This is a genomic window from Rhizobacter sp. SG703, assembly GCF_012275445.1.
Classification (GTDB): Bacteria; Pseudomonadota; Gammaproteobacteria; order Burkholderiales; family Burkholderiaceae_C; genus Rhizobacter.
Window position 1 is genome coordinate 21788 of sequence record NZ_JAAZQK010000016.1, and the last position, 20515, is coordinate 42302.

20 protein-coding genes are annotated in these 20515 nt (G+C 69.0%); 12 read left to right on the plus strand and 8 right to left on the minus strand.

Going from position 1 to position 20515, the window contains the following annotated elements:
* The first annotated feature begins 125 nt into the window (after positions 1–125).
* The 8 genes from FHT26_RS27160 (at position 126) to FHT26_RS27195 (ending at position 9043) form a co-directional block, all read left to right on the plus strand.
* Positions 126–1610: an FAD-dependent monooxygenase gene (locus FHT26_RS27160; protein WP_168563212.1), complete on the plus strand. Its 1485-nt coding sequence runs from the start codon at positions 126–128 to the stop codon at positions 1608–1610.
* Positions 1611–1691: 81 nt separating this feature from the next.
* The gene (locus FHT26_RS27165; RefSeq protein WP_168563213.1) at positions 1692–2054 is read left to right on the plus strand and encodes a response regulator; all 363 of its coding nucleotides are present in this window, start codon (positions 1692–1694) and stop codon (positions 2052–2054) included.
* 156 nt (positions 2055–2210) lie between these two features.
* Complete coding sequence (locus tag FHT26_RS27170; RefSeq protein WP_168563214.1) at positions 2211–5165, plus strand: EAL domain-containing protein; 2955 nt, start codon at positions 2211–2213, stop codon at positions 5163–5165.
* 1 nt (position 5166) lies between these two features.
* Positions 5167–5349 carry a hypothetical protein gene (locus FHT26_RS27175; protein WP_168563215.1) on the plus strand — a complete coding sequence of 61 codons (183 nt, stop codon included), beginning with the start codon at positions 5167–5169 and terminating at the stop codon, positions 5347–5349.
* Positions 5346–6194 (plus strand): HDOD domain-containing protein, encoded by an 849-nt coding sequence (locus FHT26_RS27180; protein WP_168563216.1) that lies wholly within the window; start codon positions 5346–5348, stop codon positions 6192–6194. Before FHT26_RS27175 ends, FHT26_RS27180 begins: the two co-directional genes overlap by 4 nt.
* An 8-nt stretch (positions 6195–6202) precedes the next feature.
* Positions 6203–7150 carry an ATP-binding protein gene (locus FHT26_RS27185; RefSeq protein WP_168563217.1) on the plus strand — a complete coding sequence of 316 codons (948 nt, stop codon included), beginning with the start codon at positions 6203–6205 and terminating at the stop codon, positions 7148–7150.
* Positions 7151–7175: 25 nt separating this feature from the next.
* Positions 7176–8504 (plus strand): response regulator c-di-GMP phosphodiesterase, NosR family, encoded by a 1329-nt coding sequence (gene nosR, locus FHT26_RS27190; RefSeq protein WP_246868125.1) that lies wholly within the window; start codon positions 7176–7178, stop codon positions 8502–8504.
* A complete protein-coding gene (locus FHT26_RS27195; RefSeq protein WP_168563219.1) occupies positions 8504–9043 on the plus strand; it encodes a response regulator in 540 nt (179 codons plus the stop codon). The genes nosR and FHT26_RS27195 overlap by 1 nt, the downstream gene beginning before the upstream one ends.
* Before the next feature lie 7 nt (positions 9044–9050).
* Here the strand turns inward: FHT26_RS27195 and mddA are convergent, their stop codons facing one another.
* The 5 genes from mddA to FHT26_RS27220 all read right to left on the minus strand — a co-directional run bounded on the left by mddA (position 9051) and on the right by FHT26_RS27220 (position 14840).
* Positions 9051–9809 (minus strand): methanethiol S-methyltransferase, encoded by a 759-nt coding sequence (gene mddA, locus FHT26_RS27200; RefSeq protein ID WP_168563220.1) that lies wholly within the window; start codon positions 9807–9809, stop codon positions 9051–9053.
* A 32-nt stretch (positions 9810–9841) separates the two neighbouring features.
* Positions 9842–12013, minus strand: a complete 2172-nt coding sequence (locus FHT26_RS27205; protein ID WP_168563221.1) for an alpha/beta fold hydrolase — start codon at positions 12011–12013, stop codon at positions 9842–9844.
* Positions 12010–12711 carry a TetR/AcrR family transcriptional regulator gene (locus FHT26_RS27210; protein ID WP_168563222.1) on the minus strand — a complete coding sequence of 234 codons (702 nt, stop codon included), beginning with the start codon at positions 12709–12711 and terminating at the stop codon, positions 12010–12012. Before FHT26_RS27210 ends, FHT26_RS27205 begins: the two co-directional genes overlap by 4 nt.
* Positions 12712–12811: 100 nt before the next feature.
* Positions 12812–14176 carry a sensor histidine kinase gene (locus tag FHT26_RS27215; RefSeq protein ID WP_168563223.1) on the minus strand — a complete coding sequence of 455 codons (1365 nt, stop codon included), beginning with the start codon at positions 14174–14176 and terminating at the stop codon, positions 12812–12814.
* A complete protein-coding gene (locus tag FHT26_RS27220; protein ID WP_168563224.1) occupies positions 14154–14840 on the minus strand; it encodes a response regulator transcription factor in 687 nt (228 codons plus the stop codon). Before FHT26_RS27220 ends, FHT26_RS27215 begins: the two co-directional genes overlap by 23 nt.
* 216 nt (positions 14841–15056) lie before the next feature.
* Between FHT26_RS27220 and FHT26_RS27225 the strand changes: the two genes are divergently transcribed.
* Positions 15057–15647, plus strand: coding sequence for a sigma-70 family RNA polymerase sigma factor (locus FHT26_RS27225; RefSeq protein ID WP_246868126.1), 591 nt, complete (start codon positions 15057–15059; stop codon positions 15645–15647).
* Positions 15648–15649: 2 nt separating this feature from the next.
* On the plus strand, positions 15650–16306 hold the full coding sequence (locus tag FHT26_RS27230) for a ChrR family anti-sigma-E factor (protein ID WP_168563225.1): 657 nt from the start codon (positions 15650–15652) through the stop codon (positions 16304–16306).
* On the opposite strand, the gene FHT26_RS27235 is transcribed toward FHT26_RS27230, so the two are convergent.
* Together FHT26_RS27235 and FHT26_RS27240 are read right to left on the minus strand one after the other, a co-directional pair.
* Complete coding sequence (locus tag FHT26_RS27235; protein WP_168563226.1) at positions 16269–16700, minus strand: DUF2177 family protein; 432 nt, start codon at positions 16698–16700, stop codon at positions 16269–16271. The two genes, FHT26_RS27230 and FHT26_RS27235, sit on opposite strands and share 38 nt — an antisense overlap.
* Positions 16697–17038: a DUF6134 family protein gene (locus tag FHT26_RS27240; protein WP_168563227.1), complete on the minus strand. Its 342-nt coding sequence runs from the start codon at positions 17036–17038 to the stop codon at positions 16697–16699. Before FHT26_RS27240 ends, FHT26_RS27235 begins: the two co-directional genes overlap by 4 nt.
* Positions 17039–17323: 285 nt before the next feature.
* Between FHT26_RS27240 and FHT26_RS27245 the strand changes: the two genes are divergently transcribed.
* On the plus strand, positions 17324–17575 hold the full coding sequence (locus FHT26_RS27245) for a hypothetical protein (protein WP_168563196.1): 252 nt from the start codon (positions 17324–17326) through the stop codon (positions 17573–17575).
* Entirely contained in the window at positions 17562–19292 is a 1731-nt protein-coding gene (locus FHT26_RS27250; RefSeq protein ID WP_168563228.1) for a M20/M25/M40 family metallo-hydrolase, read from the plus strand. The genes FHT26_RS27245 and FHT26_RS27250 overlap by 14 nt, the downstream gene beginning before the upstream one ends.
* Before the next feature lie 168 nt (positions 19293–19460).
* On the opposite strand, the gene FHT26_RS27255 is transcribed toward FHT26_RS27250, so the two are convergent.
* On the minus strand, positions 19461–20489 hold the full coding sequence (locus FHT26_RS27255) for a LysR family transcriptional regulator (protein ID WP_349238234.1): 1029 nt from the start codon (positions 20487–20489) through the stop codon (positions 19461–19463).
* Between the last annotated feature and the right edge of the window lie 26 nt (positions 20490–20515).

The following is a 20515-nucleotide window of genomic DNA, read 5'->3' on the forward strand; positions in this document are numbered from 1 at the left end:
CGGTTCACGCGCGCGATCGGCTTCCTGACGTCGTTGCCCTGGGATTCTGCGTGTTGCCTCGCCTGGACAGGCGCAGCCGCGACCGCACCAGGGCTTGCTGCTGCCCCTTTTCGTTGGATCCATTCATGAATTCCCCCTCCTCCCGCCTGCATGACGTCGTCATCGCCGGTGCCGGCCCGGTCGGCCTCTTCCTCGCGTGCGAACTCGCGCTCGCGAAACTCGACGTGCTGGTGCTCGAACGCGCCGAACACCCCGATACGCCGCTGAAGCAGCCGCCGCTCGGCACCCGCGGCCTGTCCGTCGCCACGGCCGAGGCGCTGTACCGCCGCGGCCTGCTGGACGAGCTCGTCCCGGCAGTCCCGGGCGCCTCTCGCAAGGCCCAGGCCGGCCACTTCGCAGGCATCGCGATCGACCCCGCGAAGATCGATCCGGCCGGCTGGAGATACCGCCTGCCGAATCCGGCGTCGGCCAACTTCGCAGCCGACATGCGGTCGGTGGAGTCAGTGCTGAGCGCACGGGCCGTCGCGCTGGGCGTCGACCTCCGGCGGGGGCACGCGGTCACCGGCCTCGACGACCACGGCGACGCGGTCACCGTCCATGCGGGCGGGCACGCGTTCCATGCGACGTGGCTGGTCGGTTGCGACGGCGGCCGCAGCGCGGTGCGCCAGCTGGCCGGCTTCGAGTTCCCGGGCACCGAGCCGGAGTTCACCGCGTACTCCGCCCTGGTGGAGATGGCCGACCCGCAGACGCTGCCGCCGGGTCGCCATGCGACACCCGCCGGCTTCTACATGAACGAGCCCGGCCGCATCGCCATCGCCGACTTCGACGGCGGCGCCTTCGACCGCTCGCAGGCGATCACGCCGGCGCACCTGCAATCGGTGCTTCGACGCGTGTCGGGCACCGGCGTGACGCTGTCGGCGGTCCACCTCGCCACCAGCTTCACCGACCGTGCGCGGCTCGCGACGACCTACCGCCGGGGCCGCGTGCTCCTCGCCGGAGACGCCGCGCACATCCATTCCGCGCTCGGTGGCCAGGGCCTGAACGCCGGCCTGGGCGACGCGATGAACCTCGGCTGGAAGCTGGCCGCCACCGTGCGCGGCGGCGCGCCCGCCGGCCTGCTCGACACCTACCACGCCGAGCGGCATCCGGTCGGCGAATGGCTGCTGGACTGGACCCGCGCGCAGGCCGCCGTCATGCGGCCCGATGCGCATGGGCGGGCGCTGGAGCGCATCGTCCGCGGCCTGGTCGACACGCCCGATGGCGCCACCTGGTTCGCCGAGCAGCTCTGGGGCGTCTCGCTGCGCTACGACCTCGGCGGCGGCCACCCGCTGGCCGGCTGCAGCGCGCCGGACTTCGAGTTCCACGATGGCAGCCGGCTGGCGTTCCACCTCCGCGCGGGGGCCGGCGTGCTGGTCGATCTCGACGCGTCGCCGCCGCTGCGGCACGCCGTCGCCCCGTGGGGCGAACGGATCGTCCACGTCGCCTGCGGTGCGACGAACGAACTCGGCCTGTCGGCGCTGCTGGTGCGCCCGGACGGCGTCGTCGCATGGGCATCCGACACCGCACCGACGGCGGAAGAGATCGCGCGCGCCGCGACGCGATGGTTCTGAAAGTCAGTACAGTGCGACGGCGTCCTTCTTGAATGTGCTTGCCTGGCTTCGCCGAAACTCAACACTGATTGGAAACGCCGCATGCCAACCATCCTCATCGTCGACGATTCGGCGTCCATGCGTCAGATGGTGTCGTTCACGCTGAAGAGCGCCGGCTACACCGTCGTGGAAGCCGTGGACGGCCAGGACGCCTATGAGAAGACGGCCTCGACCGACTTCGACCTGGTGCTGACGGACCAGAACATGCCCCGCCTGGACGGCATCGGCCTGACCCGCAAACTTCGGGACAACCCGAAGTTCAAGGCCACGCCGATCCTGATCCTGACCACCGAATCCGGCGACAACATGAAGCAGGCCGGCCGCGCCGCCGGGGCCTCCGGCTGGCTGGTCAAGCCCTTCGATCCCGCCAAGCTGGTCGAAGTGATCAAGAAGGTCCTGCGCTAGCGCTGGCGCTGGCGGTCGCCGCGCGGGGCGCTTCGTGGACTTGTGCACGCAAGCCGCGTCACGGGCCGCGCTCGCTTCAAGCCGGCCCCGTTCAGGTCGATAACTCCCGCAGCATCCACGAGAGATGCACGTGAATCGCCCCCGACGGAGACCACCATGTCATCAGTTGCCGACAGTCCTCAGCAAGGCGCCCTGCCTGCGGCGCCCGCGTCGAGCAGCGGCAGCCCCCTGTCCCACCGCACCTACCGCGACCTGCTCGAACAGGCGCAGGTCGGCGTCTTCGTGATCCAGCAAGGCTGCTTCAGGTACGTCAACCCGAAGGTGGTCGAACTGCTCGGCTACACCGAAGCGCAGCTGCTGGGCATGTCCGCCACCGCGGTCGTGCACCCGCAGGACATGCCCCGGGTGGCCGAACACATCCGCCAGCGCATGGCCGGCGTCGCCGGCGTGGCCTACGACATCCGTTGCGTGCGGGCCGACCAGAGCCTCTTCGTCGGTCGCGTGTTCGGCCGGGCCATCGTGTTCGAAGGCGAACCCGCCGACCTGGTCACGCTGAGCGACGTCAGCGAGATCCAGTTCGCGCGCGAACTGGCCGAGTGGCGGGCCCGCATGCTGGCGCAGACCGAGCTGCTGTGCCGCAGCGGCTCGGTCGAGATCGACCTCAGCGCCCGCCGCGCGACGCTGTCGTCGGGCGCCTACGCGCTGCTTGGCGAAACCCACGAACCGGGGACCTTGTCGATCCTGGCCGCACTGCGCTGGATCCCGCGCGACGAGCGCCGCTTCCTGCTGTCGATCTGGCGCGGCGCCGCGCGCGGCGATCCGTTCGAATTCCAGCACCGCATCCTGCGCGCCGACGGCAGCCGGCTGGTGGTGCTGCACCGCGGCGTGGTCGACGTCGGCGCCGACGGCGTGTCGCTGCGCGGCGTCGTGATCCTGCAGGACATCACCGCCCAGCGCGAGGCCGAAGGACGCATCCAGGAGCTCGCCAACTACGACGAACTGACCGGCCTGCCGAACCGCGTGCTGCTGCTGGACCGCGTGGATGCCGCGGCCCATGCCGCGCAATGGGACGAAGGCCGCTTCGCGCTGCTGTCGCTCAGCATCGCCCAGGTCGACCAGGTCGAAGAGACGATGGGCTTCGGTGCCGGCGACACGCTCGCGATGGCCATCGCGGCGCGCCTGTCCGGGCTGTGCCGCTCCGAAGAAACGCTGGCCCACCTGGGCGGCGGCGAATTCGCGGTGCTGCTCGACCCGGCCCTCGGCGACGGCGAAGACACCGTCTCGCAACGCGCCCGCGCCATCCTCGACGGCCTGCGGCTGCCCGAGAACGTCGGGCAGACCGAGGTCTACCTCAGCTGCTCGATCGGCATCGCGACCTACCCGGCCGATGCCGACGGCGCGCAGCGCCTGCTGGAATGCGCGCAGACCGCGCGCCTGCACACCGACAACGGCGCCAGCCGCATCGCCTTCTTCACGCCGCAGGCGAACGTGCATGCGGTGCGCCGCATGACGCTGGAATCGGCGCTGCGCCGCGCGATCGGCAAGCACGAGCTGACGCTGCACTACCAGCCGCAGGTCGACCTCCTCGACGGCCGGCTGCTCGGCGTCGAAGCGCTGGTGCGCTGGCATTGCGCCGAGCTCGGCGACGTGGAGCCGACCGAGTTCATCCCGGTGGCCGAGCAGACCGGGCTCATCATCCCGATCGGCGAATGGGTGCTGCGCAGCGCCTGCACGCAGGCCGCATCGTGGGCCCGCGCGGGGCTGCCCAACGTGCGCGTGCACGTCAACCTGTCGCCGCTGCAGTTGCAGCAGCCGGACATCGCGCGCCGCCTGCACGGCATCCTGCTGGAGACCGGCGCCAACCCGGCCCACCTGGGGGTCGAGGTGACCGAGAGCATGCTGACGGTGGACGGGGAGCATGCGGCCCGCACGCTGCGCGAGCTGAAGGCCATCGGCGTGGAGATCTCGCTCGACGACTTCGGCACCGGCTACTCCAACCTTGGGGTGCTGCGCACCTTGCCGATCGACGTCGTGAAGATCGACCGCTCGTTCGTGCACGACGTGACCTCCGCGCCCGAAGACGTCTCGATCACCCGCGCCGTGCTGAACATGGCCCACAGCCTGCAGATGAAGGTGCTGGCCGAAGGGGTCGAGACCGAGGGCCAGCTGAACCTGCTGATCGCCAACGGCTGCGACATGATCCAGGGCTTCTTCTTCAGCGCGCCGGTCCCCGCCGCCGACATCGAGCAGATGCTGCGCGAGAACCGCCGCCTGCCCGAGCGCTTCCTGACGCGCGACCGGCGCAAGCGCACGCTGCTGCTGGTGGACGACGAGGAGAACATCGTGTCCTCGCTGCGCCGCCTGTTCCGGCGCGACGGCTACCACATCGTCACCGCCCACAGCGGCGCCGAAGGCCTGCAGCGCCTGGCCGAGGTGAACGTCGACGTCATCGTGTCGGACCAGCGCATGCCCGGCATGACCGGCGTCGAGTTCCTGCGCCGCGCCAAGGAGCTCTACCCCGACACGGTGCGCATGGTGCTGTCCGGCTACACCGAACTGCAGTCGATCACCGATGCCGTCAACGAAGGCGCCATCTACAAGTTCCTGACCAAGCCGTGGGACGACGAACGCCTGCGCGCCCACGTCGCCGAGGCCTTCCGCCAGAAGGACCTGGCCGACGAGAACCGGCGGCTCGCCCGCGAGGTGCACAGCGCGAACCACGAGCTGGCGCTGGTCAACGAGCGCCTCGAGGGCCTGCTGGCGCGCCAGCGGGAGCAGACCAGCCTCGAAGAGTCGCGTGCCGCGAACGCCCGCGGCGTGCTCGAGAACGTGCCGACGCCGATCGTCGGCGTCGATGTGGACGGGATGATCGCCTTCGTCAACCGCGACGCGCAGATGCTGCTGTCCGATGCCGGCGCGCTGATCGGCTGCGACGCCGACGAGGTGCTGCCGGCCGGGCTCTGCGAGGTGCTGACGCTGGACGACGGCGCGCACCACCGCGTCGAACTGCGCGGCCGCTGGCACCGCGCGGTGTGCCGCGCGATGGACGACGCCACCTCGCGCGGAAAGCTGCTCGTCATCACACCCGAATTCGAGACGGAGGTTTCCTGACATGACCGAGCTCACCTGCCCTGCCGCGCCGGCCGCCGAACCGCCGCCCGCGTCGTCGACGACGCGCACCGGCGCCGAGGTGCGCGAGCGCCTGAACTACCTGTTTCGCGCGTCGCTGCAGGACGGCCGCCTGCACCCGCTCTTCCACCTGATCCAGCAGTACCGCCTCGGAGACCAGCCGTGACGCACGCCACCCTCCACCCCGATGCGGTGCATGCCAAGGTGCGCACGCTGCCCGCGCTGCCGCAGGCGGTCATCGAGCTGCGTTCCGCACTGAAGCGCGAGGACGTCGCCGTCGACGAGCTCGCCGCCACCATCTCCCACGACCAGGCGTTGACGGCCAAGACGCTGCGCCTGGCCAACTCGTCGTTCTACGGCGTCGCCGGCCGCGTGTCGTCGATCCGGGGCGCGATCAACATCCTCGGGCTGCGCACCGTGGCCACGGTGGCGACGACGGCGGTGGTGATCTCCAGCTTCGACCGCACCGCCTGCACCGGTTTCGACTTCGACGGGTTCTGGCGCCATGCGCTGGCCACCGCGTTCTGCGCGCAGGAGCTGGCGGCGGTCACCCACATGGATGGCGAGGCGGCCTTTTCCGCCGGCCTGCTGCACGACATCGGGCGGCTGGCCCTGGCCACCTACTTCCCGCTCGAACTGGGCCAGACGCTCGCGTGGGCCGCCGAGCACGACGTGCATGCGATCGAGGCCGAGCGGCTGATGCTGAACACCGACCATGCCGCCGTCGGCGGCCTGATCGCCGAGCACTGGAACTTCGCGCCGGCCATCGCCGAGGCGATCCGCTGCCACCACGAGCTGCCCGCGCACACCACCGCGACGCTGGCCGACCTGGCCCACGTGGCCGACAACATGACCCACGCGCTGGACCTGTCGGGGCTCGACGAGGACATGGTGCCGCCGCTGTCGCTCGCGGCCTGGGAGCGCCTCGCGCTGTCGCCGCAGCAGGTGCAGCGAATCTTCGAACGAACCGAACGGCAGGCGCAGGGCGTGCGCGACTCGCTGACCGTCTAGGAGACCCCATGGACCTGTCCACTTCCCGCTCCGACGTGCCGGCCGGCGACGCCGCGACCACCCAGCTCACGCCGGTGCAGATCGAAGCCCTGCTGCGCGCAAACGAGGAGCTGACCGAGCTCAACCGCAAGCTCTCCGAAGCCCAGGACAAGCTGGTGCAGTCGGAGAAGCTCGCGTCGATCGGCCAGCTGGCGGCCGGCGTCGCGCACGAGATCAACAACCCGATCGGCTTCATCTTCTCGAACTTCGGCACGCTGGAAAAGTACCTGGCGCAGCTGTTCGGCATGCTCGCCGCGTACGAAGCCGCCGAGCCCGGGCTTGCCGGCACCCCGGCCGCGGCGCAGCTGCTGCGCATGCGCGAGGAGATCGAGCTCGACTACTTGAAGGACGACATCCCGGCGCTGATGACCGAGTCGAAGGACGGCATCCAGCGCGTGCGCAAGATCGTGCAGGACCTGAAGGACTTCTCGCGCGTCGATGCGCGCCAGGAGTGGGAATGGGTCAGCCTGCACACCGGCATCGATTCGACGCTGAACATCGTCAACAACGAGATCAAGTACAAGGCCGACGTCGTCAAGCGGTACGGCGAGCTGCCCGACGTCGAGTGCCTGCCGTCGGAGTTGAACCAGGTGTTCATGAACCTGCTGGTCAACGCCGCCCATGCGATCAGCGCCGAGCGCGGGACGATCACGATCAGCACCGGCACCGCGGGCGACATGGCCTGGGTCGAGGTCGCCGACAACGGCTCGGGCATCGCGCCCGAGAACCTGAAGCGCATCTTCGACCCGTTCTTCACGACCAAGCCGGTCGGCAAGGGCACCGGCCTCGGGCTGTCGCTGTCGTACGGCATCGTCAAGAAGCACGGTGGCCGCATCGAGGTGAACAGCGAGCCGGGCCGCGGCACCGCGTTCCGGGTCAGCGTGCCGGTGAAGCGCAGCGACGCGCCGGCGGCCTGAGGCGAGACCCATGCAGGAAGCCGTCTTGTCCGCAACCCCGCCCGCACCGTCGGCGCAGCCCGCGCCCGAGCCGGCGGTGGTGTCGCCGTGGACGATCCTGTGCGTCGACGACGAGCCGAACATCCTGTCGTCGCTGCGCCGGGCGCTGCGCAATCCGCGCTACCGGGTGCTGACCGCGCCCGGCGGCGAGGAGGCGCTGGCCCTGATGGAAGCGGCCCCGGTCGACCTGGTGATCTCGGACATGCGCATGCCCGGCATGGACGGCGCCCGGCTGCTCGGGCAGATCCGACGCCGCTGGCCGCGCACCATGCGCATCCTGCTGACCGGCTATGCCGACGTCGACTCGACCGTCGCCGCCATCAACGAAGGCCAGATCTACCGCTACGTCAACAAGCCCTGGGACGACGGCGAGCTGCAGGTCACGGTGGCGCAGGCGCTGGAGCGGCTCGACCTCGAACGCGAGAAGGAGCGGCTGGAGGCGCTGACGCGCGCGCAGAACGAGGAGCTGCGCCGCTTCAATGCCGAGCTCGAGCGACGGGTCGAGGCACGCACCGCCGAGGTCACGCAGGCCAACGACAAGCTCAAGCGCAACTACATGACCTCGATCAAGGTGTTCGCCAACCTGATCGAGCTGCGCGGCACCCAGCTGGTCGGCCACGGCCGGCGCATGGCCGAGATGGCGCGCGTGCTGTCGAAGGCGATGGGCTGCAACGGCGAAGACACCCAGGCGGTGTTCGTCGCGGCCCTGCTGCACGACATCGGGCTGATCGGGTTGTCCGACGAGATGCTGGCCAAGCCGGTCCCGAAGTTCAGCGCCGAAGAGCTGGGGCTGTACCGCAAGCACCCGATCCTCGGCGAGCAGTCGCTGATGGCGCTGGACGACATGCAGCCGGTCGCCGCGCTGATCCGGGCCCACCACGAGCACTTCGACGGCAAAGGCTTCCCCGACGGGCGTGCCGGCGCCGACATCCCGCTGGGCGCGCGCATCCTCGCGATCGTCGACGCCTACGACGACCTGCTCAACGGGCACATGGGTGCTGCCGGCCTGAAGACGGCGCAAGTGCGCACGCTGCTGATGCACGGCCGCGGCTCGCAATTCGACCCCGAGGTGCTGGACGTCTTCCTGCACATCAACCAGCCCAGCGCCCCGACGCCGCCAGCACCGATCTCGATGACCACCGAGCACCTGCAACCGGGCATGGTGCTGGCCGCGGACCTGATCTCGCGCGAGGGCGCGGTGCTGCTCGCGACCGACCACGTGCTGACCGCCGACACCATCCGCCGCATCCGCCAGTACGAACAACGCGAAGGCCTGCGCATCGAACTGCGCGTGCGACCCATGAGGAAAACCTGATGAAAGCCTCCATCCTGCTGGTCGATGACGAAGAGTCCGTGCTGGCCGCGCTGCAGCGCGTGCTGCGGCTGCCGCTGCGCGACCGGGCACGCATCGAGCTGTTCACCGACACGCGCCTGGCGCTGGCCCGCGTCAAGGAGCGTGCGTTCGACGTGGTGGTGTCCGACTTCCGGATGCCGCACCAGGACGGCATCTCGTTCCTCGGCGCCGTGCGGGCGGTGCAGCCGCGCGCCGTGCCGTTGATCGTCAGCGCGTCGGCCGACGTCTCGACGCTGGTGCGGGCCGTCAACGATGCCCAGGTGTTCCGCTACCTGCTGAAGCCGTGGGACGACCAGGAACTGCTGACCAGCATCGATGCCGCGCTGCGCCGCGCCGGCGAGCTGCGCGAAGAACACCTGCTGGCGGAGGCGACGCGCCTGCGCCAGGGCAGCCTGACGGCCGCGGAGGCCGAGCGGCGGCGCCTCGAGGCGATCGAACCGGGCATCACCCAGGTCGAATGGGGCCCGCACGGCGAGGTGCTGATGCCGCCGCTGGAGTGACACCGCCTCAGGACTGCGACGGCCCCTTGCGCTCGCGCGCGCCGAACTTCGGCACCAGCATGCCGACCTGCTTGCGGTACATCAGGTAGCGCTGGCCGAATTGCGCGACCAGGTCGCGCTCTTCGAACCAGATGCCGACCAGGATGTAGCCGGTGCTGCCGGCGGCGAACAGCAAGTGGCCCGCCGACATCTGCGGCGTCGCCCAGAACGCGAGGATGAAGCCGAGGTAGATCGGGTGCCGCACGTGGCGGTAGAACAGCGGCGTGTGGAACACCGGCGCCGGCAGCGCCTGGCCGCGCAGGTTCGCCCACACCTGCCGCAACCCGAACAGCTCGAAGTGGTTGATCAGGAAGGTGCTGATCAGCAGCACCGCCCAGCCCAGCCAGAACACGCCCTGCAGCAGGCCGCGGCCGACCGGATCGCCGACCGACCAGATCACCGGCTCGGCGATCGGCCGCCATTGCCACAGCAGCAGCGCCAGCACGGCCGTCGCCGCCAGCACGAAGCTGCTGCGCTCCATCGCTTCGGGAATCACCGTCGTCCACCAGCGCTTGAAGCCGCGCCGCGCCATCACGCTGTGCTGCACCGCGAACAGCCCGAGCAGCGCCAGGTCGACGAGCAGCGTCTCGGCGAGCGGCGCCGCGGCACCGCTGTCGATGGTCTTCGGCAGCAGCGGCAGGTTGCCGACGAAGCCGATGGCGTAGAGGAAGGTGGCGAGGAAAAAGACGTAGGCCACCAGGCCGTAGAGGGCTGCGAGGATTGCCATTTCAGTCTCCCATTGCAGAGGGGTGCGGCGGGTCAGCGGGCCCACTCGCGGTTGTCCAACACCTGCGCAATGCGCAGGGCCGCCCGCGCGGCACCGTCGGTCTCCACCGGCCGGTAGCGCACGGGTTCGTGCATCGCGGCCAGCGCGCGCGCGGCCAGCCGATCGGGGTCGAGCGTCGCCGCGTAGTCCATCGAGCGGTCGGCGGCGTAGTTGGCCAGGCGCTGGCGAACGTGCACGCATTGCTCGAAGTGGCGCTGCAGCGGAAAGCTCAGGAAAGGCCGGCGCGTGGCCACCAGCTCCATCGTCGTCGACAGCCCGCCTTGCACCAGCGCGAGGTCGCAGCAGGCCAGGTGCTCGTACAGGTTGTGCACATAGGGCCGCACGTCGAGCCCCGGTTGCGGCTCGAACGCAGCGGTCGACAGGCGCGGGCCGGTGACCAGGACCAGCCGCAGCTCGGGCAGCTCGCGCTTCATGCGCGGAAAGGCCGCCGCGATGCGCTGCAGCAAGTGCTCGCCGGTGGCGGTGCCGCCCACCGCGGCGATCGCGATCTTCTCGTCGCTGCGGTAGCCGTGCTGCGCGCGCAGGCGCTCGGTGTCGGCCAGCGTGCGCGGATCGAAGGGCAGGCAGTAGCCGCAGTAGCAGAAGTTGCGATCGGTCCATTCGCGGATGACCGGCAGGCCGGGGCCGAAGGTCCGTTCGCTGACGTCGTCGCGGTTGCCGACGAAGATCGCGGCGTCGCGCAGGTAGGGGTAGCGCGCGACGTGCTCGATGTCGTCGGCATTGCGGTCGGCGCACAGCGCGGCCTCGCGTTCGTTGCCCGGCTCCATCGGCAGGCAGCCGACGAAGTCGGTCAGGAAGACATAGGGCTGGCGCTTCAGCTCCGGGTTCTCGTGGTAGTGGTAGTCGACATCCCAGGCCTCGTCGCCGATCACGATGTCGTAGTGCTCGGCCTCCATCAGGTCGACGAAGGTCATGAAGTTGTGGCTCATGATCTCGTCCATCGTGCGCAGCGCGAAGAAGGCCGACAGGTCGTGTTCGCCGGCCACCTGCTCGAAGTGGCGGCTCTCGTTGGCCAGCCGCTGCGTGATCGGGTGAAGGCGCTCGCCTTCGCGCTGCAGGTAGCGGGCGGCCGGGTCGACGGTGAACCAGTCGATCGCCAGGTCGGGTTGCAGCTTGCGCAGCTCGCGCGCGATCGCCAGGTCGCGCTGCACATGGCCGAGGCCGATGGCGCTGGTGATGAACAACGCGCGGCGCGGGCGCGCCATCGCGCGCACCCAGGTGCGCTGGCGCGCCGGCCCGGCGACGAACTCGCGCAGCGTGCGGTTGAAGAGCGCCGCGTCGCGCACCGCGGTGACGTGCCCGCCGCCGGCCACCGTCAGCAGCTTCGCGCCCGGCACCAGCGCGTGGATCTCCTGGCCCTTGGCATGCGGAACGCGCCGGTCGTCGTCGCCATGGAACACCAGCGTCGGGCACGTGACGCGGCGCGCCAGCTCGCGCACGTCGTTGCCGACCCAGGCGTTGCGGCACGCACCGAGCCACTCGGCACTGGTGGCCCAGCCGAAGCGCACACCGTCTTCGTACGGCTTCGTCGAATGCGGCTCGCTGAAGATGGTGGCCATGAACCAGTCGAGGTAGCCGGGCCAGTCGCCGCGCAGCAGCTCGCCTTCCATCTTCAGCCGCTCGGCGAGCTTCTCGTCGCTGGGCAGCGAATCGGCAAAACCGCCGGCGGTGACGACGTGCGTCACGCGCTGCGGCTGTTCGGCGGCCAGCCGCAGCACCGTCATCGCCGCGGCCGAGATGCCGACCAGCGCGCTGCGCTCGACGCCGACGGCATCGAGCACCGCCACGAAATCGTCGTAGAAGTGATCGAAGCTGTAGGCCGCCGGGTCGGTCGGCCGGTCGGAGCGGCCGTTGCCGCGGCCGTCGGTGGTGACCACGCGGAAGTGCCGCGACAGGTAGGGCACGGTGCCCTTCAGCATCTGGCTGTGCACCACCTGGAACGACGGCGCAAAGGCGATCCACGGACCGGCGTCGCCCCACACCGCGTACCAGATCTTCACGCCGTCGCGGTCGACGAAGCCCTGCTGCGCCGGCTGCACCGTTTCGTACGGCGAAGCCTCGGCGCCCGGCACCGCTCCCGGCGCTGGCAACGGGCCGGCGATGCGCTCGAAGCGCTCGGGCAGCGGACGCGTCGGCGCGGTCATGCGCGCCTCCGCGGGCGGCGTGCGGTCACGCTTCGTTCGGCGAGCTTGTCGTCCAGCGATTGCAGCAGCCACTGCACGGCCTCCAGCGCCGCGTGGTGCGCCAGCGATTCTTCCTTCACGCCGAGCAGGTCGGCGAACTCCATGCCCAGCCAGAACTCCGAGATCCAGCAGGCCACCACCTCGGCGGTGAACGGCGGCGGCAGCTTCGCGCCGGTGGCTTCGTACGCCACCAGTGCCTCGCGCACGCCGCCGAGCACCAGCTGTTTCCACGCCAGCAGCCGCGGCACGAACTTCTCGCGCAACCCGGCGTTGGACAGGCTGGCCGCCCACAGCTCGGCCTGCAGGCGCACGAAGCCCGAGGCCAGGTCGTCCTGGTAGAAGCGCCGCGCGCTGGCCCACTTCTGCGCGAACCCCTCGCTGCCCTGGTACATCGTCGCCTGGCGCGACAGCAGCCGCTGGTTCACCGCGTCGAGCACCTCGATCACCAGCTGGTCCTTGCTGCGGAAGTGGTAGTTGATCAGCGCGTGGTTGACGCCGGCGTCCTTCGCGATCTCGCGCACGCTGAGCGCCGCATAGCCCTCGGCCACCAGGCGCCGGAAGGTCGCGTCCAGGATGCGGTCGCGGGTCTGGCTCGCGTCGCCGTCATGCAGGCTCACGTCGGCCGGCGAGGGCCTGCGAACGGCCGGAGTCGAGGGCATGGTCCACCAAGTGGTTTAAACAGTCGTTCAACTCTAGGCGGGACATCGCCGATGTCAAGCGCCCGTCAGGCGTCAAACAGGGGGGTGGAAAGGGACCGGCTCAAGCCTGCGCCGACATGTCGCAGCGGACCTCGAAGCCCGGCGACAGCCGATGGGCCGTCAGCCGCCAGCCGTGCGCGGTGGCAATCTCGGTGCAGATGGCCAGGCCCAGGCCCGCGCCCTGTTCGCGCCGCTGCGGCCCGCGCCAGAAGCGCTCGAAGATGCGCGGCAGGTCCTGCTCGGCCACGCCCTGGCCCTGGTCGGAGATCGCGAAGCCGGTGGGCGAGACCCGCAGTTTCACGACGCCGTCCGGCGGGCTGTGCTGGATCGCGTTCTCCAGCAGGTTCTTCAGCAGCGTGAACAGCGCGCCCCGGTCGGCTTGCCAGTGCGGCAGCGCCTGGCCCAGCTGCAGCCCGAGCGTCACGCCGTGCCGGGCGGCGACCCGCTCCATGAAGTCGAACACCTCGCGGATCGACGGCTTCGGGTCGACGGTGTCGACGCGGTAGTTGTGCGGTTCGCTGGCCTCGGCCAGCAGCAGCAACTGCTGGACCTGGCGGGCGACGCGGTCGACGTCGTCGAGCACGCGGTCGCGCCAGCGGCCTTCGTCGGCCAGCTCGACCTGCGCGCGGATCAGCGCCAGCGGCGTCTTCAGCTCATGCGCCGCGTTCGACAGGAACGCCTGCTGCGTCGTGAATCCGCTCTGCAAGCGGTCCAGCGCCTGGTTGAACGCGTCGACCAGCGGCCGCAGCTCCCACGGTTGCTCGGCAACAGGCAGCCGGGCGCCCAGCGTCCGGGGCGCGATCCGGCGCGCTGCATCGGAAGCCTGCCGGACCGGATTCAACGCCTGCTTCAACGCCAGGTGGATGGTGGCCAGGAAGACCACCAGGAAGGTCGCGCACAGCGCCAGCGTGCCCTGCTTCAGCACATCGAAGCCGATCGATTCGCGCATGCGCAGGAACAGGCGATCGCTCACCGCGAACTGCAGGTACCACCGCCGGCCGTCGCGTTTGAACGGGATCGTCGCGGCATGCATCGCGACGCCTTGCCGATGGAACGTGAACGAGTTCCTGCGACCCGTGAACACCGTGTCGTCCGGTGCCAGCGTCTCGGCGCGCTCATCGTTGGCGAGGACCACCTTGCCGTCGGCGTCGGCGACGCGCAGCAGCACTTCGGTGCGCAGGCTCTCCAACAGCCAGGGCTCGACCTCTGCCGGGTCCAGGCGCACCGGGCGGCCTTGCGCATCGAACTGCAGGTGCTCGACCAGCTCAGCGGCGTTGTCCTCGATCTCGTCGCGCAGCGTCCACCGGGTGAACGGCTCCCACAGCAGCATTGCGGCGCCGCCCACCAGCACGGCGCTCGCCACCATGCTCGCCGCCAGCACCGCGAGGACGCGGTTGCGCAGGCTATTCGGCCATCGAAGCATCATGGAGGGCATATCCGAGGGTCCTGACATTGACGATCCGCAGCTCCGACTGGAGTGCGGCCAATTTCTTGCGCAGGCGGTGCAGCGCCACGTCGAGGGCATTCGGCGTGACCGCCTCGGCCATGCCCCAGGCGGCCGCCTCGAGTGCCGAGCGCCGCACCGTCCGCCCCTTGTGCTGAACCAGCGTCAGCACGATCTGCAGTTCCGCCGGCGCAAGCAGCACGGTCGAATCCCCGCGCAGCAGCAGGCTCTCCTCCACCACGACCTCCAGGTCGCCATGGGCGGCACGCAAGGGTCGAACCGCCGGCGGCCGGCGCATCAGCGCCCGCACGCGCGCGACCAGTTCTTCCATCGGGAACGGTTTGGTGAGGTAGTCGTCGGCGCCCGACTCCAGGCCGTCGACCCGGTCATGCAGCGCGTCGCGGGCGGTGAGCATCAGGCACGGCGTGCCCTGGCCGGCCGAACGCAGCCGCTTCACCAGCGTCAGGCCGTCTCCATCCGGCAACCCGCGGTCGATGACCATCGCCGCATAGCCGAACTGGCGGTGCGCGACCCAGGCCGCCTGGACCTCGTGGAACACGTCCGCCTGGATGCCGGCCTTCTGCAGCGCGTCCTGAATGAGTTCGGCGAGACGGTCGTTGTCTTCGACCAGGGCGATTCGGTTCATGCCTGCATGGTCGAAGCGTTGGACTTACCTGCTCCTTACCGCCGCGCCCCGTGCAGGCGGTTTGCCGGTGGACGACATGGCGTGGCCTTGCACCGCTCGTCGGCCTGCGATGATCCGTTCCGGGCGGTGCTGCGTAGAACCCGCATGGCCGCCCCTCCCTCCTTCCACCTCATGCCTGCGCGCACTGCGTCGTCGGGCAGCAGCCGAGCGCCTTCCTTGACCCTCGTTCCCAGCAATCCGGAGCAGGCCCGCGACGATGACTGGGGCTCGGTGCTGACCGACGTCGCGACCCGGCAGGATCGCGCTGCGTTTGCGCGGCTGTTCGCCCACTTCGCGCCCCGGGTGAAGCGCTACCTGATGCAATGCGGCAGCCCGGACGTGCTGGCCGAGGAATTGACCCAGGACGCCATGGCGGCGGTGTGGCGCAAGGCGACGCTGTTCGATCCCGGCCGGGCCGCGGCGTCGACCTGGATTTTCGCCATTGCGCGGAACCTGCGCGTGGATGCACTGCGCCGTCGGCAGGGCCTGGAGAGCCGCGCCGACGACGACGTAGGCGCCTTCGACTTCGACCAGCTGGAATCGGACCAACCATCGCCCGAGGACCACCTGGAGACCCAACGGCTGAATCAGCGACTGCACGGCGCGCTGGCCCGGTTGCCACCGGAGCAGCTGCAGGTGCTGCGGCTCTCCTACTTCGACGACGAGCCGCACGTTCGCATCGCCGCTGAACTGGGCATCCCGCTCGGCACGGCCAAGTCGCGGGTGCGTCTGGCGGTCGCGCAGTTGCGCCGCCTGCTGGAACGATGACGATGGACATACGACACCACCCCGACGACGAGATGCTGCTGGCCCAGGCCACGGGACGCAACGACGTCGGCACGCGACTGGTGCTGGCGAGCCATCTCGAGCTGTGCGGCCATTGCCGCGAGCGGCTGCGCGTGCTGGAGGCCGTCGGCGGCGCGATGCTGGGCGAGCTCGATCCCGCCACGGTCGCCGAGGACGCGCTCGAACGCACATGGGCGCGCATCGCCCGGCAGGATGCCGCGACCCCGCGGCGCATCGATGCCAGCGCTCCTCCACCGCTTCCGCAGGGAGCGACCTGGCCGCGTGCGCTCGCGCATTGCCGCGCCACCCCGTGGCGCTGGATCGGCCCGGGATTGCGCTGGAGCCGCATCAGCGTGCCGCAGGCCAGCGAAGCCAATCTCTTTCTGCTGCGCGTCGCCCCCGGCAAATACCTGCCGCGGCACACCCACACCGGGCGCGAGCTGACGCAGATCCTGTGCGGTCGCTTCCACGACGGGCGCGCGTTGTTCGGCCCGGGCGATTTCGACGCCGCGGACGCCGAGATCCATCACCAGCCCGTCGTGCAGGAGGGCAGCGAATGCATCTGCCTCGCCTCGGTGGATGGCAAGCTGCAGTTTGACACCGTCATCGCGCGGTTCTTCGGGGGCCTGGTCGGCATGTGATGCGTGCGGCAGCCCACGACGCCGCGCCACTGACGAACATGCCCCACGCCAGATCGGCGAGCGTGACGGCCCAAGGCCAGTCGCGCAGGGTTGCCTGATTGGTCAGGTCGTAGGTGGCGTACGCCAGCAGGCCCAGCAGCGCACCGCGGCGCAACGCGACGGCGGGTGAGCCGGACGCGAGCGCCGGCGCGACGGCGAAGTACACCAGTCCGCCGATGTAGATCGCATAGAACAGCACGGCAGCCAGCCAATCGACCTCGCGCGCGAGCAACGGCGCAAGGTTCGGGCGATAGAGACGCGGCGTCATCGTGCCGATCCAGGCGGCGTCGAGCGCGAGGAAGCAGACGAGGGCCGCCAGGTAGGCGGCGGCGCAGGTGCGAGCGCGTGGGTTCATGGCGGGTCCTTCTCGGGCAGTGCAGGCGGCGCGACGGCGTAGCGATAAACGAGAATGCCGAGGACGCTCACGCGCAGCAGTGCACGGCTCTCGACCTCGCGGGACGAGGGCGTCCCGCGGACGATGAAGCGATGCGTGCCGATCGGCCTGCCGTCCAGCGTGGCGGCAAACGCCCAGCCGCCTGCATCCGGCTCGTCGCTTTGCGCCATCGCCAGTCCGCAGGCGAACAACAGCGGCAGCGCTCCGGCGGAAGAGTTCATCGGTTCGCTTTTGAAGTGCTTGCGTCCCTGATACGCATTCCGTGGCGCCTTGGATCGCGAGGAGTCGATCAACCGCATGCGCACATGGTGCTCTCGGGCCCGTGCCGCACCTCGCGCGCTGGCGCCGGCGCAGGTAAATCTCGTTCATTGTCCTCCCCGCAACAAGTTCGCCTGCCGCAAGGCAGGCGACGAGCGGAAAGCGGGGACCCTAGGTTGACAGGTTTCAGAACGAAGGGCCCCCATGGGCGCGGGAGGACATTATCCCAAGCAAGTGTGTCGCGGCAAGCAGGGCTTGCTCAACACTGCCGCTTGCAACGGGAATGAACAGGGACTGCATGCCTGTTTGTCGATCTCGAGGGGGGCGTGACTGGCAAGGTTCGCTACAAGGGGCCGGCGAAGAACGAAGCGCAATTGTTCGCGCTGTACGGGCTGGCCAACATCGTCATCGCCAAGAGGCGATGGATGGCCCTCCACCGTCGTGGCACACGGATTGCCCACGATCCTTTGCCACAGCAACGAGAGGAGATCGCGATGGCGATGCATACCGCCCTGAGCCGTCGGGGTTTGATCGGCACGATACGTGAACACGGCGGAGGTTCCCATGTCTACGCTTAGCTGCATCAAACGCGACCTTGTGCATCATGGTCGCTTGGCCGTCGCTGCCCTGGTGCTCTTCGCTGGCTGCGGCAGTTCGGATGGCGACGATACCCGCTCGTACCTGGAGCGGACGCTGGCGCAGCAGTTCGTCTCCGAGACGAGCCAGCTCGTCACGCTGCAGACGTACCGCACGGAAGACCCGCAAAGCGAGCAGTTGGTGGTCGAGAACCTGACGCGCTCGCGCGACTACCTCATGGGGCTGGCCCAGGAGTTCAACCGGGGGCAGAGCACGCTGAAGCTCGAGCCGTTCGAGTGGCGCCGGGCGGGCCCGGCCCAGACCCAATGGGTGTTCGGGTTCCGTCTCGGCAGCGGGCCGAAGAAGGTCGCGATCCTTGCGCATCTGGACACCGTGCCCCCCGGCAATGCGGATTGGCGGCCTTTCGAGCCGCGGGTCGAGGCGCGTGACTACCGCGGCGCGGCACAGCCCTTCCTGGTGGGCCGAGGTGCGGCGGACGACAAGGGGCCAGCCGTCCTCGCGCTCATCGTGATGCGAGCACTGGCGAACCGTTACGACGGAACCAACGCACTCGACGGGCTGACGGTCGAACTGATCTTCGACACTTCCGAAGAGACCGACTTCTCGACCGCGTACTACTTCCAGGAGGTCGGCGTGCCCGATTTCGGCATTGTCTTCGATGCGGTCTGGACGGTCCGCGCGGAGAAGGGGATCGAGCGGCCGATCTTCACCGTCCCGCTCGGCCCGGCGCCGAGCAACGGCATCTTCATCGAGGCATTCAACAGCGCCCCCGGAGCCACCAATCAGATCCCGGACACGGTGACCGCGCGCATCAACGGCAACGATGAGGCCGCGCTCGACCGCCTGGCGGCCAACGTCGCCAATCTCTACCAGCAATACGGCTTCGACGATCCGCTGTATCGGCGCGCGCCGCTCGAGGTTTCGCGCGACGCAAAGGCGGTGGTCCTGACCACCAAGGTCCTCGGCGCGCAACACGGGTCGGTGCCGGATGAGAACCGCGCGAACGGAGCGAGCCCGGTCGTCTCGCTCGCGAACTTCCTCGCCCACCTGGTGGACGACGCGACGCTCGCGCCGAACGGCGTCGGGCGGATGCTGCAGTTCATGGCCTGGGGTTGGGGCACGACAGTCTTCGGCGAGAAGCATCCCGACCTGCTCGAACGCCACGATCAGGTCTTCGAGCAAGGCAACGGGACGACCTACGCGCTGACGCGCGTCACGACCAGCCCCCAAGACGTGGCCCTCAGACTCGACATCCGCTATGCCCTCGGCCATCACGGCGTGGCGTGGGACGGCAAGTCCGAGGGGCAGTTGCCAGGCACCAGCGTCTTCCCCGATGCCTTCGAACAACTGGTCAACCGCTTTCAGCAGGACCGGCCGGGTCAGGCCGTCACGGTGACGACCGTGAACGCCGCGTCACCCGACGTGCGCGACCCGCAGAGTCCGCGGTTCCAACGGATCAGCGGTGCCTATGAGCGGGCGGTGGGCGCGCCGATGCCGTTGGCGGCCATCGGCGGGGGCACCGACGCAAAAGGGCAGGTCAATCTCGTCGCGGCCGGCCCGCTCTTCACCCTGGCGTTCGGGCCACCGATCAATTACCACGGCTTGAACGAGGGCGCCCCGATCGAAGACCTGCAGCTCAGCGCACGCATCCTGTACCAGATCATGCTGGACGAGATTGCAAACAAGACCACGAGATAGCCGATGCCATCCAGGTCGGCCCTGTAGTCCTTGCACATCAGCCAGCCCGTCTTAAGGTGTCGAGCGGTTGCCGGCACTGAACGCTCGGCTCTCTACGGCCTGTGCGTCAAGCCTCAACCCTTCATTGCAGCGGCGACAAACGTGACGGCCACGCGTTGTCGCCGTGCCTTAAGCCGACATTCTGTCGGCCTTAGTCGCCCCGCCTGCTCGGGCTAAATCCGGCATGCGCACGCCTTTGCCTTCGTCAGCAGCGACCTCGACAACCAGATCCCGAATCCAGCGATGGCCAGCGTGTCCGTGGCTGCGTTCGTGCCAAATCAAGCTGATGTCGAACTGCTCCGAAAGCCAAGGGATATCGACCAAGACGAGTCGGTCCGCCTGGCTTCGCAGTTGCCGCCTCGGCACAAGGGCGACAAGATCGCTGGACGAAACGATCTCGGGGACGAAGAGGAAGGACGCTGCCGACATAACGACTTGGCGTCTGAGCCCAAGCGCTGCCAGCGCCTCGTCGATCGGCGTCGTGAAGGCGCCGCCCGACGGTGACACGATCACATGTTCCAGTTTCACGAACTCTTCGGCCGTAAGTCCGGACCTGAGACTTGGATGACCTCGCCGACCGATGAGGACGTAGGTCTCCGTGAACAGGTGGCAGGTTCGCAGATGCACGTGACTGGGGTCGGGCGTGGTGATAGCCAAGTCGATCTCGCCACGACTTAGCTGTTGCTCCATCGAAGCAGGGTCCCAATGGCGAATGGCGAGGCGCACCCCAGGCGCGCGCTCCCTCAACGCCACCGCGAACGGCATCAGGACCGCAGCCTGCACGTAGTCCGTGCACGCAACCGTGACTGTCAGCTTCCCTCGCGTCGGCGAGAAGTCTTTGTGGGAATGGAAGGTAATTCGCAGTTGATCCAGCGCTTCTCGCAGCGGGCCGAGTAGGTCGAGCGCCTTGGCCGTAGGCGTCATCCCGCGGTGGGCCGGGATAAGCAGGGGGTCGTCGAACACATCCCGAAGGCGGCTCAACTGTGCGCTCACTGCTGGCTGACTGAGGTGAAGTCGCGCGGCCGCCTTTGTCACATTCCGCTCGGCCAGGAGGGCTTCAAGAGTCAGCAGCAAATTGAGATCGAGACGTCCATTATCCATGGCTTGGATAGTAAGGTAGAACACAATCGATTTCACATATACGGCGACAAAGGCCACGATGCAGTCATTGCAAACCGCTTGGA

Excerpts from the sequence above, each read along its gene's own strand:
- FHT26_RS27205 (WP_168563221.1), bottom strand. The coding sequence starts at position 12,013 with ATGACCGCGCCGACGCGTCCGCTGCCCGAGCGCTTCGAGCGCATCGCC.
- FHT26_RS27175 (WP_168563215.1), top strand. The coding sequence starts at position 5,167 with ATGACCGAGCTCACCTGCCCTGCCGCGCCGGCCGCCGAACCGCCGCCC.
- FHT26_RS27240 (WP_168563227.1), bottom strand. The coding sequence starts at position 17,038 with ATGCGGTTGATCGACTCCTCGCGATCCAAGGCGCCACGGAATGCGTAT.
- FHT26_RS27250 (WP_168563228.1), top strand. The coding sequence starts at position 17,562 with ATGTCTACGCTTAGCTGCATCAAACGCGACCTTGTGCATCATGGTCGC.
- FHT26_RS27210 (WP_168563222.1), bottom strand. The coding sequence starts at position 12,711 with ATGCCCTCGACTCCGGCCGTTCGCAGGCCCTCGCCGGCCGACGTGAGC.
- FHT26_RS27235 (WP_168563226.1), bottom strand. The coding sequence starts at position 16,700 with ATGAACCCACGCGCTCGCACCTGCGCCGCCGCCTACCTGGCGGCCCTC.
- FHT26_RS27195 (WP_168563219.1), top strand. The coding sequence starts at position 8,504 with ATGAAAGCCTCCATCCTGCTGGTCGATGACGAAGAGTCCGTGCTGGCC.
- FHT26_RS27170 (WP_168563214.1), top strand. The coding sequence starts at position 2,211 with ATGTCATCAGTTGCCGACAGTCCTCAGCAAGGCGCCCTGCCTGCGGCG.
- FHT26_RS27185 (WP_168563217.1), top strand. The coding sequence starts at position 6,203 with ATGGACCTGTCCACTTCCCGCTCCGACGTGCCGGCCGGCGACGCCGCG.
- FHT26_RS27160 (WP_168563212.1), top strand. The coding sequence starts at position 126 with ATGAATTCCCCCTCCTCCCGCCTGCATGACGTCGTCATCGCCGGTGCC.
- FHT26_RS27220 (WP_168563224.1), bottom strand. The coding sequence starts at position 14,840 with ATGAACCGAATCGCCCTGGTCGAAGACAACGACCGTCTCGCCGAACTC.
- FHT26_RS27165 (WP_168563213.1), top strand. The coding sequence starts at position 1,692 with ATGCCAACCATCCTCATCGTCGACGATTCGGCGTCCATGCGTCAGATG.
- FHT26_RS27215 (WP_168563223.1), bottom strand. The coding sequence starts at position 14,176 with ATGATGCTTCGATGGCCGAATAGCCTGCGCAACCGCGTCCTCGCGGTG.
- mddA (WP_168563220.1), bottom strand. The coding sequence starts at position 9,809 with ATGGCAATCCTCGCAGCCCTCTACGGCCTGGTGGCCTACGTCTTTTTC.
- FHT26_RS27230 (WP_168563225.1), top strand. The coding sequence starts at position 15,650 with ATGGACATACGACACCACCCCGACGACGAGATGCTGCTGGCCCAGGCC.